At 37.3% G+C, this 15578-nt stretch carries 13 protein-coding genes; 9 read left to right on the forward strand and 4 right to left on the reverse strand.

The annotated features are described in order from the left end of the window. Positions 1 to 206: 206 nt before the first annotated feature. The 8 genes from ccoN (at position 207) to ACF3OC_RS05235 (ending at position 10361) form a co-directional block, all read left to right on the forward strand. Complete coding sequence (ccoN, locus tag ACF3OC_RS05200) at positions 207 to 2354, forward strand: cytochrome-c oxidase, cbb3-type subunit I (protein ID WP_094280350.1); 2148 nt, start codon at positions 207 to 209, stop codon at positions 2352 to 2354. 23 nt (positions 2355 to 2377) lie between these two features. Continuing rightward, a complete protein-coding gene (locus ACF3OC_RS05205) occupies positions 2378 to 2575 on the forward strand; it encodes a hypothetical protein (RefSeq protein ID WP_094258178.1) in 198 nt (65 codons plus the stop codon). Continuing rightward, positions 2572 to 3486 carry a cbb3-type cytochrome c oxidase N-terminal domain-containing protein gene (locus tag ACF3OC_RS05210; RefSeq protein WP_094280351.1) on the forward strand — a complete coding sequence of 305 codons (915 nt, stop codon included), beginning with the start codon at positions 2572 to 2574 and terminating at the stop codon, positions 3484 to 3486. The genes ACF3OC_RS05205 and ACF3OC_RS05210 overlap by 4 nt, the downstream gene beginning before the upstream one ends. A gap of 11 nt (positions 3487 to 3497) precedes the next feature. Then, positions 3498 to 4895 (forward strand): cytochrome c oxidase accessory protein CcoG, encoded by a 1398-nt coding sequence (ccoG, locus tag ACF3OC_RS05215; RefSeq protein ID WP_094280352.1) that lies wholly within the window; start codon positions 3498 to 3500, stop codon positions 4893 to 4895. A 4-nt stretch (positions 4896 to 4899) separates the two neighbouring features. After that, complete coding sequence (locus tag ACF3OC_RS05220) at positions 4900 to 5325, forward strand: FixH family protein (RefSeq protein WP_094280353.1); 426 nt, start codon at positions 4900 to 4902, stop codon at positions 5323 to 5325. 1 nt (position 5326) lies between these two features. Further along, positions 5327 to 6019 (forward strand): sulfite exporter TauE/SafE family protein, encoded by a 693-nt coding sequence (locus ACF3OC_RS05225; RefSeq protein WP_094280354.1) that lies wholly within the window; start codon positions 5327 to 5329, stop codon positions 6017 to 6019. Between the two features lie 89 nt (positions 6020 to 6108). Then, complete coding sequence (cls, locus tag ACF3OC_RS05230) at positions 6109 to 7578, forward strand: cardiolipin synthase (RefSeq protein WP_094280355.1); 1470 nt, start codon at positions 6109 to 6111, stop codon at positions 7576 to 7578. 80 nt (positions 7579 to 7658) lie between these two features. Continuing rightward, positions 7659 to 10361, forward strand: a complete 2703-nt coding sequence (locus tag ACF3OC_RS05235; RefSeq protein ID WP_094280356.1) for a hypothetical protein — start codon at positions 7659 to 7661, stop codon at positions 10359 to 10361. Positions 10362 to 10431: 70 nt separating this feature from the next. Here ACF3OC_RS05235 and ACF3OC_RS05240 read toward each other — a convergent pair whose 3' ends face one another. The 3 genes from ACF3OC_RS05240 to ACF3OC_RS05250 are packed head-to-tail and all read right to left on the reverse strand — an operon-like array spanning position 10432 to position 14018. Next, entirely contained in the window at positions 10432 to 11265 is an 834-nt protein-coding gene (locus tag ACF3OC_RS05240; protein ID WP_218823950.1) for a DMT family transporter, read from the reverse strand. Beyond that, positions 11265 to 12248 carry a YihY/virulence factor BrkB family protein gene (locus tag ACF3OC_RS05245; protein WP_094258186.1) on the reverse strand — a complete coding sequence of 328 codons (984 nt, stop codon included), beginning with the start codon at positions 12246 to 12248 and terminating at the stop codon, positions 11265 to 11267. Before ACF3OC_RS05245 ends, ACF3OC_RS05240 begins: the two co-directional genes overlap by 1 nt. A 9-nt stretch (positions 12249 to 12257) precedes the next feature. After that, positions 12258 to 14018, reverse strand: a complete 1761-nt coding sequence (locus ACF3OC_RS05250) for a long-chain fatty acid--CoA ligase (protein WP_094258187.1) — start codon at positions 14016 to 14018, stop codon at positions 12258 to 12260. Positions 14019 to 14199: 181 nt separating this feature from the next. On the opposite strand from ACF3OC_RS05250, the gene ACF3OC_RS05255 reads away from it, so the two are divergent. Beyond that, positions 14200 to 14703, forward strand: coding sequence for a hypothetical protein (locus tag ACF3OC_RS05255; protein WP_094258307.1), 504 nt, complete (start codon positions 14200 to 14202; stop codon positions 14701 to 14703). A gap of 56 nt (positions 14704 to 14759) precedes the next feature. Here ACF3OC_RS05255 and ACF3OC_RS05260 read toward each other — a convergent pair whose 3' ends face one another. After that, complete coding sequence (locus tag ACF3OC_RS05260) at positions 14760 to 15470, reverse strand: hypothetical protein (RefSeq protein ID WP_094258188.1); 711 nt, start codon at positions 15468 to 15470, stop codon at positions 14760 to 14762. Positions 15471 to 15578: the final 108 nt, after the last annotated feature.

Consider the following 15578-nt stretch of genomic DNA (forward strand, 5'->3'; position numbering starts at 1 on the left):
TTTTTAAACATGCCGATTCAACAACAAGAACACACTAACCTGATATTGACCTCAAGCTCTTACCTTATTTTCTTTAGTTATACGATTTAGCGATTATTCAATTATTACAAAAAGTGATAGGAATCACATTTTCTTGCTTCCCATTATCATTAGAATGTCATGGGTAGACTGCTAATTTTGAATCGTTAACTTAATATATAAGAATAATGCAGGTAGAGCAATTTAATTATGACAATAAGATTGTCAGAGATTTTGGAATCGCAACTGTAATCTGGGGGATCGTCGGAATGACTGTAGGGCTAATTGCGGCTTTGCAGTTAGTATGGCCAGAGGTAAACTTTGGACTTCAATATTCCACATTCGGACGTATTCGCCCTTTACATACCAATGCAGTAATTTTTGCCTTTGTGGGTAATGCCATATTTATGGGGGTATACTATTCGATGCAGCGGGTGTTAAAGGCCAGAATGTTTAGCGATGTACTTAGTAAGATCCACTTTTGGGGTTGGCAATTGATTATTGTAGCCTCAGCAATTACCCTTCCCTTAGGGCTGACCACTTCGCATGAATATGCAGAAATGGAATGGCCAATTGACCTAGCAATCACCATTATATGGGTGCTGTTTGGAATTAATATGTTTGGTACCATCATTCGCCGTAGAGAAAGACATATGTATGTAGCCGTTTGGTTCTACATTGCCACTTTCGTTACGGTTGCTGTATTACACATAGTTAACTCCATTCAAATGCCAGTAGGTCTATGGAAGAGTTATTATGTTTATTCAGGTGTACAAGATGCATTGGTTCAATGGTGGTATGGTCATAATGCGGTTGCATTCTTCCTGACAACACCATTTTTAGGATTAATGTATTACTTCTTGCCAAAAATGGCTAACCGTCCTGTTTATTCCTATAAATTAAGTATTCTACACTTTTGGTCCTTGATATTTATTTATATCTGGGCTGGACCACACCACTTATTATATACCTCTTTACCAAGCTGGGTTCAATCCTTGGGAGTAGTATTCTCAATTATGTTGATTGCTCCAAGCTGGGGTGGTATGATCAATGGATTGTTGACCTTACGTGGTGCATGGGATAAGGTAAGAACCGAACCAGTATTAAAGTTCATGGTTGTTGCATTGACCTGTTACGGTATGGCGACTTTCGAGGGTCCAATGTTATCCTTAAAACAAGTTAACGCAATTGCGCACTTTACAGACTGGATTGTTGCACACGTACATATTGGAGCTTTAGGCTGGAACGGATTTATGACCTTTGCAATCTTGTATTGGTTGATCCCAAGAATCTATAAGACTCAATTATATTCTAAGAAATTAGCTAACGCGCATTTCTGGATTGGAACCTTAGGTATTTTATTCTATGCGATTCCGATGTATTGGGCAGCAGTAGTTCAAGGATTGATGTGGAAAGACTTTACTCCAGAAGGAGTATTGAAATACCCTAACTTCTTAGCGACTACCTTAGAGATATTACCAATGCACATGATGCGTGCGGTAGGAGGATTATTGTACTTATCGGGAGTAATCTTGATGACATACAACTTGGTTAAAACTGTAAAAACAGGATCTTTGGTTGCCAATGAGGCCGCGGAAGCACCAGCGTTGAAACCTATTGAGAAATCAGAGCCATCAGCACACCGTCGTTTAGAGCGTAAGCCTATATTATTTATGGTGTTGTCATTGATTGCCATCTTAATCGGTGGTATTGTAGAAATGATTCCAACATTTACCGTTGCTAATAATGTTCCTAAGATAGCATCCGTAAAACCATATACAGCATTAGAATTAACTGGTCGGGATTTATATATCCGTGAGGGCTGTGTGAACTGTCACTCTCAGACTATTCGACCATTCCGTTCGGAAACGGCACGTTATGGTGAGTATAGTAAAGCTGGAGAGTTTGTTTATGACCATCCATTCCTATGGGGTTCAAAACGTACCGGACCAGATTTGCACCGTATTGGGGGTAAATATCCACACAAATGGCACTTTGACCATATGTTGGATCCAACCATTACTTCACCTGGAAGTATTATGCCGCCATATCCTTGGTTGATTGAACAAGATATCAACTATAAGTATTTGACTGGTAAGATGAAGGTGATGAAGAACTTAGGAGTGCCATATTCGGATGATGAGATCAATAATGCCGTTGAGCATGCACAAGCACAAGCGCAAGCTATTGTAAAGGATCTGGAATCAAACGATGTACAGGTAGAACCTACTAAGGAAATCATTGCTATGATTGCATATTTACAACGCATGGGAACAGACATTAAAGCTGAGCCGAAAGCTGCGGAAGATGCAGATAAAGTAGCAGAGAATAATTAATGTAACACAAAAAAGAAAGAGCTATGTGGAGACAAATCACAAATTTACATGGGGATGAGATCTATCTAATCATCTCATTGTTAATCTTCTTAACCTTTTTTATTCTAGTGGCAATCATGTTGTTTACCATGAAAAAGAGCTTTGTTGATTACATGAAAGGATTGCCCTTTGAGGAGTCCGACAAACTGAATGATAATTTACCTGAATCAGAACGTATATGAATTTAATAGTAATCATGAGCAGTGCAATTTCCGGGACGCTGGTAGCTATCGGAACTGGCGACCTATATAATGATATGTTCTATCTGGCAGTTTTCATCTTATTGATTGCTGTATTAATAGCAGCAATTGCCATCAATAGAGCATTGAAATCCATGTTAAAGGTGACCATGCCTGAGGTGGTAAAAGAAGAAGAAAGACTGGCTGTAGAGCGGAAAATATCGAGAAGAAACTATTGGAAAGGAACATGGAATTATATCATGGGCTTAAAGCCAATCGAGCAGGAGAAAGATTTAGTTATTGATGACCATGAGTATGATGGAATTTCAGAATTGAACAATCCAATTCCTGTATGGTTTAATGCTTTATTTTATTCTTCGGTAGTCTTTGCGGTGGTTTACCTATTGATATACCAGGTATTTGGATGGGGGTTAAATCAGGATCAGGAGTATGAGCGAGAAATGGCTAAGGCAGAAATAGCGAAGCAAGAGTATCTAGCACAGTCTGCGAACCTATTTGATGAGAATACCATTGAGGTTGATGAGACTGGTACCTTGGCAGCGAATGGAAAAGGAATTTTTGCAACCAACTGTGCGGCATGTCACGGCGGAAGTGGTGAAGGTACAATTGGGCCAAATTTAACTGATAGATTCTGGTTACATGGCGGTGAGATTAAAGATATCTTTCACACTGTAAAATATGGGGTGCCAGAAAAAGGTATGGTTCCATGGGAACAAACCTTAACCCCAGCACAAATTGCTGAGGTCAGTAACTACATCATCACCTTGAGGGACAGTAAGCCTGCAAATCCAAAAGGTGCTGAGGGGGAAGAAATCGTGAAGTATGATAGTGAAGGTGGAGCTGCAGAATCTGCTGAAGGAGAAGCTCCTGCAGATAGTACAGCAACAAATTAATAAATAGAATCATGGGAACAGTAGTAAATGAGTCCAACCAATCTAAACCAATTGATAAATCGAAAAGAAACTGGGTATATGCTAAAAAACCAGGCGGACATTTCTTTAATTATCGACAGGTTGTGGGGTATGGATTACTACTGTTCTTCTTTTTAGGACCCATTCTAAAAATAAATGGTAATCCCTTCTTGATGTTCAACATCATAGAACGGAAGTTCTCCATTTTTGGGAACATCTTTTACCCACAAGACTTTCATATTTTTCTCTTCGGGATGTTGATCGTGATGGTTTGTATAGTTTTATTTACAGCTGTATACGGTCGAGTTTGGTGTGGGTGGACCTGCCCTCAGACGATTTTTATGGAGTTGATATTCAGACGGATTGAATATTTGATAGAAGGAGATTGGCTGCAACAAAAGAAATTAAATGAAGGACCTGATACCGATGCCAAAGCATGGAAAAAGGTATTAAAACATTCCGTATTTTTATTGATTTCCTTTATTATTTCCAATCTATTTCTTTCTTATATCATCGGAATAGATGCTCTTTATAAAATCGTAACAGATCCGATTGAAAATCATATCGTGGGATTGATTTCCATTATCGTTTTTACTCTAGTGTTTTATTTTGTATTTGCCTTTGTGCGGGAGATTGTATGTACGAGGATTTGTCCATATGGCAGACTTCAAGGTGTTTTATTGGATGATAATTCAGTTACCGTAGCATACAATGTTCAGCGTGGAGAGCCAAGGGGGAAACAAAGGAAAGGATCTACTGAGGTTAAAGGAGATTGTATCGATTGTAATTTGTGTGTTCATGTTTGTCCGACCGGAATTGATATCCGTAAAGGTCCTCAATTGGAATGTGTTTCCTGTACTGCATGTATCGACGCCTGTGATGCTGTTATGGAAAAAATCAATAAACCTAAGCGATTAATCGGGTTTTATACTTTAGCCGAGGCAGAAGGCAAGGTAACTGAAGATACTGGTAAGAAAAGAAACACGAGAGCAGTGATTTACACCTCGATTCTTGTGCTGCTCATGGGAATTTTCGGATATATGATTTTCAGCCGTTCGGATGTGGATGGAAGGTTGCTTCGTGCCAAGGGAAGTACTTATCAAAAACGCGATGATGGAACCGTGAGCAATCTATATACCTTGGAAGTTATTAATAAAACAAGCAAGGATTTGGATTTTGATCTTGTCAGTGCGACAGAAGGTGTGAAGATTCAAGTGGTGAATCCTATTTCACATTTAAGTCGTGAGGGCAATGCGAAATTAAGCTTATTTTTAATTGCCGATCAAAAGTCAATCAAGCAATACAAGACCGATGTAAAGGTTGATATTAAGGTTGGGGATAAAGTATTAGAAACGATGGAGACTACTTTTATTGCTCCACCAATAAAATAAGGATATGAACTGGGGATATAAAATAGTTTTTGGTCTAGGGGCTTTCATGCTTTTCATTATTGGCGCAGGGATTTATATGGTTAGTCATGACAATGATACCTTGGTTGAGTCCGACTATTATGAAAAGGGATTGAATTACGATGAAACCTTTCATAAGAAGGAGAATTTATTGAACGATCATGCTCGACCAAAGATTCAATTGCTGAAGGATACGCTATTGATTCAATTTTCGACTACCGGTAATAAAGGTAATTTAAATTTTAAGCGATTAGATGACAAATCACTGGATCTTCAACTGCCTTTCTTCAGTAAAACGAATCAGTTTAAATTGCCGGTTAGCACGTTTAAGAAAGGGAATTGGAATTTAGAGATTGATTGGGTTCATTCAGACAAGTCCTATATTTCGGATCACGCAGTATTTATTCAATAAGATGACTTATCACTATTTGGCATTTTTTATGGGGTTATTGGGGAGCATACACTGTGCGGTGATGTGTGGCCCATTGTTACTTGCCGTTCAAGCAGGACAAGGCATCTCATGGAAAACGACAATTAATAAGTTGTTATATCAATTGGGTCGTATTTTGACCTATGGATTTCTGGGTTTATTGCTTGGGTTGCTAGGAAATGCAGCAACCATTCAAGGTTGGCAACAAGGGTTCAGCTTGGTTACCGGAATTATTCTATTTAGCATAGGTTTATTTTACATGTTTGGGAAAAGTTCAGGCAAGCTTGTCGCCCTTCAAACGAAAGCCATTCAGCCATTTGCACGCTTTATGGGGCAGTGGTTATATCGTCCTGGAGGCAGTTTTGTTGCTGGAATATTAAATGGAATCCTTCCTTGTGGAATGGTTTATATGGCCTTGGCCTCTGCTGTCAATGCAAATTCCTTAAGCAATAGCTTCCTATTTATGCTATTGTTTGGTCTTGGGACCTTGCCCTTATTATTAGTCTTTTCATTTGCTGGGAATTTTCCTAAGCGGATATTCAAAAAGGGCTTTTCCACGGTTTTGCCAATTTTATTTTTAATCATGGGCGCCTGGTTTATTTTACGTGGCGCTAACTTAGATATCCCATATCTAAGCCCCTTATTACAGGTTGAAGGCGCAATGAATTGCGCTTAATAAATATTTCTTTATATCTTGTAGATAGTCCTGCCAGCACTGTGCAAACAAAAGCTGGAAGAATTGGTTTTTAGAAAGAATTCCTATCTATGCACGAACATATAAAGACAGTCATTCAATTTTTGGAAATATGGGGATGGATCCCATTGACCATCATGTATGTGGGTGTCATCATCACCATTTTGATTGAGAACCGCAATCCAACAAAAACCATTTCCTGGGTTTTAGTGATTGTATTTATCCCATTCGTAGGTTTAATACTTTATTATTTATTTGGACAGAAGTTTTCAAAGGTCAAGAAATTAAAGCGGATCAATCAGGAACAAACGCTTCGGCTTAAAAAGGAATTTCACCGCTTGGAACCATTGATGCAGTGGTCTATTCGCAATATACAAAGTAAAATAGGCGATCTCTCCCGAGTTTATTCCTATTTGAAAAATGAAAAATTGTCGACTCCCACCTTAAACAATGAAGTAACCTTATTGGTAAATGGGGAGCAAATGTTTCCAGCACTTTTAGAGGCATTGGAAGCTGCCAAGCATTCCATCCATATGGAGTTTTATATTTTCGATTTAGATAATATCGGGACCAAGGTCTTGGATTTATTGGAGAAGAAAGCTTCAGAAGGGATTATTGTAAGATTAATTGTGGATAGTTTTGGTTCTCCGAAAGTTGTTCGCTACATGCGAAAGAAGAAAGATAGTAAAATCGAATTTCAACCTTTTCTGCCTGTTACCTTTACATCCTTAGCGAATTCAAATTACCGGAATCACCGCAAAATTGTGGTCATTGATGGTTTTGTATGTTTTACAGGAGGCATTAATATTTCAGATCGATACGCCAATCCGAATGAATTTGGACTTTATTGGCGTGATACGGCGGTGAAGATCGTTGGAAATGTAGGAGCGATGTTTCAAATAAGTTTCTGGAATCAATGGAACCAAACCGATGGAGCGTCCTTTAATCTGGATCAAGGATATCTTCGTGAGACGCCAGTAGTCACCGACCAATTAAGTGCCGTTGCGTTATCTTCGAGTGATCCAGGTTCGATAGGTCCATTCAATATGGAAGCCTTATTGATTAGTATTGGTGAAGCCAGTGAAACCATCAAACTTTGTACACCTTACTTTATTCCATCAGAAGAGTTGTCTACAGCATTGAAAACTGCCGCAGCAGCAGGAGTAGAGGTGGAACTCATGATTCCAGAAGATGGAGACTCCTGGATAGTACAGCATGCTACCTATTCTTATTTAAAACCATTACTGGAAAGAGGAGTGAAGGTTTACCAGTATCAAAAAGGATTCTTACATGCGAAAACCTCCATCATTGATGGAAAAATCGCCTATGTGGGTACAGTAAATTTAGATTTCAGGAGTTTTTACATCAACTATGAGGTTCAGGCAGTCATTTCCAACCGAGATTTCTGTAGGGAAATGGAGAAACAATATGATATAGATCGGGAAAATTGTGTTTTGATATCGATCAAAGATTGGAAAAAGAGAAAACCATGGAAAAGAGGAATAGATTCTCTATGTCGATTGCTTGCGCCATTGCTCTAGGTATCTGTTAAATTTCTTTAAGACTTCCCTTGTTCCCTAAAAAATCAATATATTTAGCTTTTCCAAAAAATAGATTATTGATGAATTTAACTAATCGTTTCCTTTTAGCCGTATTCCTAATTACCTCCATATTTTTTACGGCAAGGGGCCAAGAAAAACCTGCAGTTCCAATCAATACTGCAGTTGAAAATGTTCAAAAATATTTCTCAGTATATCCTGTTGAAAAAGTCCATTTACATTTTGATAAGCCATATTACGCTGTAGGAGATACCTTATGGTTCAAAACCTATCTAAATACGAATCTATTCAATTATGATCCCAGTAAAATCATTTATGTTGATATCATCAATAGTAAGGATTCCTTGATGCAGACCCTTAGGGTGCCATTAAAGGAAGGTGCTGGTAAAGGACAATTGGTTTTGGATCCTCAATATTGGTCTCAGGATAATTATAGATTCAGGGCCTATAGTAAATGGATGATGAATTTTGATATGGGTTACTTCTATAATAAGGTAGTGCCAATAGGAGATGCCATCAATAAAAAACTGGGTGCGAATATTACGTTCTTGCAAGAAGGAAATAAGACCAAGGCTACAATTCAATTAAGAGGTCGCGATGGTCAAGCATTAGGACGAAAGAAGCTCAATTGGGAGGCGAATGATGGTTGGGATGCTTTTGATAAAGGAAAAGCTGAAACCGATGATTTAGGTCGAATTAGTATAAACCTATCCCATAAGGAAAAGGAAAAGTTTAAGGCGGGTCGCTTGGTACTTCAATTGGAAGATGGAGAAACTGGGCAGTATTCTTTAACGAATGCTTATCAAGATGTTGATATTCAGTTCTTTCCAGAAGGTGGAGATTTAATTTCAGGATTATCGAAGAAGATCGCTTTTAAATCCATGTCTTCCTCAGGAGGTGCAATTGGGGTTAAAGGAAAAATCATTGATAGTAAAAAGAAAGAAGTAGCTAGTTTTGAGGATTTAGGAATAGGTATGGGCGCATTTAATTTGTTGCCTATTTCAGGTGAGAGTTATAAGGCAGTTGCAACCTTTGCCAATGGCGTTGAGAAAACGGTTGATTTACCAGCAGTGGTAGATGACAAGATCAATGTTGTAGCGGTATCTCAAGATAATGAATTTATCAATCTAGGTTTGGTGACGAATGATGCCTATTTCAATACCATTCAAAATAAGCCCTATTATGTATTTGGCCAGTTAAATGGTCATTTGATCTATGCTGCGCAGGCTTCGATAAAAAGTCCAGCAGTATCTGTTAAGATTCCTTTAAAGGAATTGCCAAATGGAGTAGTCCAAGTAACCTTGATGACTCCAGATGGGCAGCCAGTTTCAGAACGTTTAGTTTTTATTCAGCCACAAGAATTAATCGGAATTCAGGTTAGTACAGATAAATCTGATTATGCCCGCAAGGACCTGGTGAAAATGAAACTAAACCTGGATACCAAAGTTGATAGCTTACCAGGTAATTTCTCGGTGTCGGTTATTGATGAAACCAAAGTTCCATATAATGATGATAATGATAAAGGTATAGTAAGTAATATGCTATTGACCTCAGATCTTAAGGGCTATATTGAAAAGCCGAATTATTATTTCAATCCGAAGAATGAAAACCGATTGGAAGCTTTGGACGCTTTGATGATGACACAAGGATTTAGAAGGTTTGAATACAAGGATTTGGTGAATGCAAAATTACCACAGGTAAAATTCATGCCTGAGCAAGGAATCACGATTACCGGAATCCTTCGTCAGAATACAGGTAGAGTTCAACCTAATGGAGGATTATTCTTAAATATTCCAGGAGCAGCGATAAAAAAGGATGCATATACAGATAATTCAGGTCGATATATCTTTGAAAATTTAGTTTTCAGTGACTCCTTAAAGGCGACATTGAATGCGAGGGGGAATGATAACTTTAGGAGTTTAGTGATTACACTGGATCCTACATTGTTTCCTGAAATCGATCCTAACAATCCAAATAAGGCTGGTTCAATTCAAAATATCGATGATAACCTAAAAGCATATTTAGATAATAGCAAGAAAGAGTTTAGGGTGAATAACCTAATTGAAGAAGTCGTGGTGACTGGAACGCAAGAAAAGAAACAAACGAGTAAGGATTTTTCTGCCTTAACGGGATTATCGATGCCAGAGCATCGAATTGAAGGTAGCCGCTTCGGAGGATGTAATGTGTTAAGTATGTGTTTAAATACCATGCTAACTGGAATTACTTTCGATGTCAATTCTCAGAAATACTATATTACCAGAAATTTTAATCAGGGTAGTCGCGTTCCGGTTCAGTTTTTCTTGAATGGTATGCCAATTGACGAGCCATCGATTAATTCAATTCAGGTAGCCGATATTGAAGCTATTGAGATTTTTATGCGTGATGATTTAGGGACGGTTAGAAATATCTACAATAATGATGGTGTTGTTTCCATTATTACAAAAAAAGAGAAGAAACAACCACGCATGACCTTGTCACAAATTGAAGCGATGTTGCCAAAATCAAATGTAATTGATTTTTATCCTTTAGGCTATGTGAAAGAGCGTAAGTTCTATGAGCCTAAGTATAACACAGCAGAATCTAAAAACACCAATGATTACCGTACTACGGTTTATTGGAATCCAGATGTAAGGATTGATTCCAAAGGAGAGGTGAATTTGGAATTCTTCAATGCTGATGGAACAGGTAAGTATAAAGTAGTTGTAGAAGGAAATGACCTTCAAGGTAATGTAGGAAGACAGATTTATTATTATAATGTGAAATAGATGAATTGATTCATCCAACAAAAAAGCAGCAATTTTATTGCTGCTTTTTTGTTGGATATCATCTTAAAGATTAGGTCTTCACTCTCAAATTAAAGAGGATCGCAAGCATAATCAACCCAATTCCAAACAGTGCATACATATTATAGGATTCTTCAAAGAAAAAGAAACCAATTCCTAAGGCATAAACGACTCCTAGATAAGTTAAGCTAGAAACCTTAGAAAGGTTCGCAGTTTGGTAGGATAGGGTCATATAATATTGTGCGCATTGAGTTAAAATACCAACGAACAAAAGATATATCCAATCGATTCCCTGAGGCATTTGCCAATTAAAAATAGTATAAATTCCTGCAAATGGAATGGTGATCAATGGGAAGTAAAATATAATCACCAATGGATGTTCGCTGGTTTTTATCTTAGCTATAATGTTATAGGCAAATGCAGCAAATAGAGCTGACAATAAGCCAATCATTAGGTCGAGATTCGAGATCCTTGTGTCGAAACCTTTCATCATTAATACACCGGCTATTGCCATTCCAAAGAAAAGAAATTGAATGGGTTTAACTTTTTGTTTCACCATAAAGATTCCTAATATGGTTGTAAAAAGAGGGGCGGTATAATTAATAGTAACTGCGGAGGCCAAGGGAATATTTTGCAGGGTATAGAAAGAACCAACCAGTCCAAGGCAACCTGCTATACCTCGCGCAATCAGGAGTTTTTTATTGTTTCCTAGAACTGGGATGTTTTGTTTTTTCAGGATGATGTAGGAAGCGATGAGACTGACGATGGATCTGAACAGAACCACTTCCATGGTTGGTAAATGAGATACCAATTTGACACTAATATTCATTAGGGCAAAAAAGAAGCCCGCCAATAACATGTATTGGATGCTCTTTTTATCTTCCACTATTGTACGGGGTCGCTATGTTTTTTTACAACTTCACGGATACCAGTTTCAGGGTCAATTTCTAATTCAGTTTGTTTGACTAAAACGGCGAATGAGGCAGGTTGGATTCCCTTACCGTATTTGATGGCATATTCTTTCGTGAACTCGGCTCCAAAATAAAGAATGGCAGAAGAATAGTAAACCCATGCTAACAAGATAATGATTGATCCTGCGGCACCATAGGATGTTGCCGTGATGTTTTGGGACAGGTAAATGGAAATAAGATACTTACCTAACATAAACAGCAATGCAGTAAATAAAGAACCACCTAGGATATCTTTGAACCTTACTTTGGCATCTGGTAGGAAAGCATAAATAATTCCAAATAGAGAAGAGATGACCAAGAAAGTAATTGCGGTATTCACCCAATCAATCAAACTAATATCCCAGTTATCCATGAATTGATTAAAGTAATTGGTCATAACACCAATTAAACTCGATATAATCAGGGAGGCCATTAATAGGAATACTAGGCCCAAAATCATGGAGAATGAAATTAATCTGTTGATAATGATTTTCAACCAACCTTTTTTGGGTTTTGGTTTCACCTTCCAAATAGAATTTATGGAATTTTGAATATCAACAAAGATTGTTGTTGAAGTAAACATTAGGGTTGCCGCACCGACAATAATCCCAATATTAGAGCGGCTATCTAAGGAAAGATTATGAACAGTAGATTCTAACATGGAGGCAATTTCTTTACCAAATATTTGATTTAGTTCATCGATTACCTGATCTCTGGCCCCTTCACTTCCATCCAATGCACTACCATAGAAGAAACCGAGTGTCCATGTTAATATTAATAAGAGTGGACCAATAGAAAAGACTGTGTAATAGGCTAGTGAAGCGCTTAGCTTCATACAATTATCATCGACAAAAGCAGTGCCTGCATTTATTAATAAATGCCAGAAGTCCTTTATTTTGGTCCAAATTATTTTTAGCATAGAATATCCTTATTCAGAATAGATTGATTTTATGATCTCTTCATTTTTTTGGAGGATTACTTTTCGTTTAAGGCTTAATTTCGGAGTCAACTCACCAGCATCGATGGTCCATTCCTTCGGTAGTAACTTAAACTTTTTAACCTGCTCCCAATGGCCAAAGTTAGCCATAGATTGTGAGATTATTTGATCATACTTGGATAAAATATCTTCGTTTTTGATTAAATCTTCTTTGGAAGAATAACTGATTCCCTTATGATTGGCGTATTTTTCAAGTTCTTCATATGCCGGAACAATTAATGCAGCCGGGAATCTTTGATTTTCACCAATGACCATGACCTGAGCAATTAATGTTGATTCCATCAATTTATTCTCAATAACCTGTGGAGCAACATATTTACCACCTGCAGTTTTAAACATTTCTTTTTTACGGTCAGTGATTTTCAAGAAACCATCTGGAGTAATTTCGCCAATGTCGCCAGTATGCAAATAGCCGTCTTCGGTAAATGCTTCTTTCGTAGCTTCCTCATTGTGGTAATAACCTGTGGTTACACTAGGACCTTTTACAAGGATTTCACCATCTTTTGCAATCTTAACATCTAAATTGTCTAAGACACGACCTACCGTTCCGAATTTTACATCTTCATCTTTCCAGGAGTTTACAGCGATTACTGGTGAAGTTTCAGTCAGACCGTATCCTTCCAATACTTTAATTCCAGCAGCCCAGAAAACACGTGCAAGTCTTTCTTGAAGTGCAGCACCTCCAGAAATAATAAGTTTGATATTGCCACCTAAAGCCTCTTTCCATTTGGAGAAGATTAATTTTCTGGCAATACCTAATTGGAAATTATAGAAGGCAGAATTCTTTTTTGGTTCTTGATAGCGCAAACCTAAGTTTAAAGCCCAAAAGAATAAGGATTTTTTTATTCCTGTCAGGTTTTTACCTTTTTCAACCACTTTATCATAGACCTTTTCCAATACCCGAGGTACTGTTGTAAATAAGTCGGGTTTTACATCATTGATGTCAACAACAATATTGTCTAGATTTTCAGCGTAATATATCTGTACACCTCTGGACAGGTAAAGATAAACGACCATCCGCTCGAAAATATGACATAAAGGTAAAAAGCTTAATGCCTTTTTAAATTCTTCGGTTACAAGGTGGTTTGAAGCTTCAACATTTGAAATAATATTGTGATGGGAAAGAAATACGCCTTTCGGTTTACCTGTAGTTCCTGAAGTATAGATTAGGGTTAATAAATCCTCAGGTTGAATTGCATCACGATAGGGTTGCAAATCTTGTTCGTTTTGTTTTCCAAGTTCAATTACTTCTTGATAGTTTTTTCTACCTTCAATTTCGTCGAAGGTGAAAACTTCTAATTCAAGGTTATTTTCTTTTAACGCTAAATCCGCTTTTTTTGCAAGGTCTTCATTGCTTACGAACAGGAGTTTAGCTCCGGCATCATTTAGAATGAAGATCAAGTCTTGATTAGACAGGGTAGGATATAGAGGTACTGTAGCCACTCCCAATTGGTTACAAGCGAAGTCAATAAAGTTCCATTCAGGGCGGTTTCCTGACATCAAAGCGATACGGTCACCCTTTTGGATTCCCTTTGCCAATAAACCTTTACTGATGTTATCGATGATTTCTACGAACTCTTTGGTTGAATAGGTTTTCCAGCCATTTTTTGCACGACCGGCCACCATAATCTCTTTAGCAAATTCTTTTTGGTAATTGCTGATTAAGTCAATTAATCTTTTATAATTGTTCATAAGTTTTTCTCCCCTTAAAAATACAAAAATTGGTTATACATATTGTAGGTATTGACTAATATATAATTTTTTAAAGAAAAACTATGCTTGCAGAATAATTTTTGACTTTAGTTATACCGAAAATCGGTTTTAACCGTTAAAAAATAAATAGTACTTTTGAAGGAATAGAAATATGTTTTTAATGAAAAAAATCTTACAATTATCATTTGTTTTCATCGCATTTATTGCATCTACGAATTTTGCTCATGCCCAATTACCATCGCAACATGCGATTGGTGCTCGATTTGGTTCTGCAACAGGATTAACTTATCGTTATACGATGAATCCAAATAAGGCTCTAGAAGGAATTTTGAGTATTCAAAGTAATTCGGAATATAGCAGATTTAGATTGGTTGGATTATATGAGAACCATTTACCATTATACAATGATTTTTCATGGTTTTGGGGTTTTGGTGGTTCCGTAGGATCTTACTCTGGTAAAGCCTATACGAATAAAGAAGGCCAGCGTTTTGATAAATATTCAGAGATGGCATTAAGTATCGATGGTATTGTTGGGGTTGAATATAAAATTCCACAAGCACCATTGGCCTTATCCCTAGATATCAAACCTTATTTCGACTTTTTACAAGAAAGTGGATTTAGAATATGGGACGGTGTCGGATTTTCTATCCGTTACACGTTTTAAAAATATAAACACCTTGCAGTAAAATGCAAGGTGTTTTTTTTATTGGACATTTTGTATTAATTGACTGCCTTTTCGGTGTCAATGGTATTATGTTCTCTATAAATTTTCTCGCCAATTACGCCGTCATCACCTAAAGCACGGCCTTTGATCAACCAGGAGATTCCAAACATCCATAAAGCCAAGGCCTCAAAAACTAGTGTGGAGTATGGGAATAATTTCAAGGGTACCAATACGACACAAATAATAATGGCGTAGCCACAGAACCTATAAATCTTATTTTCATTAAACATACTTACAGGAATGTCGGTGTTTTTTTGCTGCCCGATGGTGAAAACATTAATGGATAGTAAGGCAAAAATTAGAAATAAGACTCCTGCAAAAGCATAATGTAACCAGGTCAGGCTAAAGTTTATCAGGGTACATTTAAGGCAAGAATCCGAAATGGGATCGGTCGGGATAAATGCTACCCCAAAGGCCATCATTCCAGCGATATTAGTTAGTAGGTTGTCGTTTTTTAAAATAGATTTATTTCCGTTTCCTTTGTAACAAATCAAGAAAAGACCTACTGCACATAAAGTGCCTGTAAAGATCTCTCGGAGATTGGTATAATAATAATGACTGATGGAAGGTTGGATTTTGGTTGTGAAGAACTTGATTAAAGAAAGCAAAACAAGAATCGTTGGTAAGAAAATACCTAGATAACCTATGGCTCGCCGAAGACGGCGATATGCATACAAGTTATGGTTCTGAATGGGTTTAATTTGCATGGTATCAATTGGTTAAGTTTGTAGGTATAGAACGTATATTCAAACAAATTATGTTTTGATTGTATATTAAATTTAAAGAAATACCTAAAAACTGGTATCGAAAATGAG

This window comes from Sphingobacterium cellulitidis (genome assembly GCF_043187465.1).
GTDB classification, from domain to species: domain Bacteria; phylum Bacteroidota; class Bacteroidia; order Sphingobacteriales; family Sphingobacteriaceae; genus Sphingobacterium; species Sphingobacterium cellulitidis.

Bases quoted from the DNA above. Each gene is read 5' to 3' on its own strand.
- ccoN (WP_094280350.1), top strand. From the start codon at position 207: ATGCAGGTAGAGCAATTTAATTATGACAATAAGATTGTCAGAGATTTT.
- ACF3OC_RS05205 (WP_094258178.1), top strand. From the start codon at position 2,378: ATGTGGAGACAAATCACAAATTTACATGGGGATGAGATCTATCTAATC.
- ACF3OC_RS05210 (WP_094280351.1), top strand. From the start codon at position 2,572: ATGAATTTAATAGTAATCATGAGCAGTGCAATTTCCGGGACGCTGGTA.
- ccoG (WP_094280352.1), top strand. From the start codon at position 3,498: ATGGGAACAGTAGTAAATGAGTCCAACCAATCTAAACCAATTGATAAA.
- ACF3OC_RS05220 (WP_094280353.1), top strand. From the start codon at position 4,900: ATGAACTGGGGATATAAAATAGTTTTTGGTCTAGGGGCTTTCATGCTT.
- ACF3OC_RS05225 (WP_094280354.1), top strand. From the start codon at position 5,327: ATGACTTATCACTATTTGGCATTTTTTATGGGGTTATTGGGGAGCATA.
- cls (WP_094280355.1), top strand. From the start codon at position 6,109: ATGCACGAACATATAAAGACAGTCATTCAATTTTTGGAAATATGGGGA.
- ACF3OC_RS05235 (WP_094280356.1), top strand. From the start codon at position 7,659: ATGAATTTAACTAATCGTTTCCTTTTAGCCGTATTCCTAATTACCTCC.
- ACF3OC_RS05245 (WP_094258186.1), bottom strand. From the start codon at position 12,248: ATGCTAAAAATAATTTGGACCAAAATAAAGGACTTCTGGCATTTATTA.
- ACF3OC_RS05250 (WP_094258187.1), bottom strand. From the start codon at position 14,018: ATGAACAATTATAAAAGATTAATTGACTTAATCAGCAATTACCAAAAA.
- ACF3OC_RS05255 (WP_094258307.1), top strand. From the start codon at position 14,200: ATGAAAAAAATCTTACAATTATCATTTGTTTTCATCGCATTTATTGCA.
- ACF3OC_RS05260 (WP_094258188.1), bottom strand. From the start codon at position 15,470: ATGCAAATTAAACCCATTCAGAACCATAACTTGTATGCATATCGCCGT.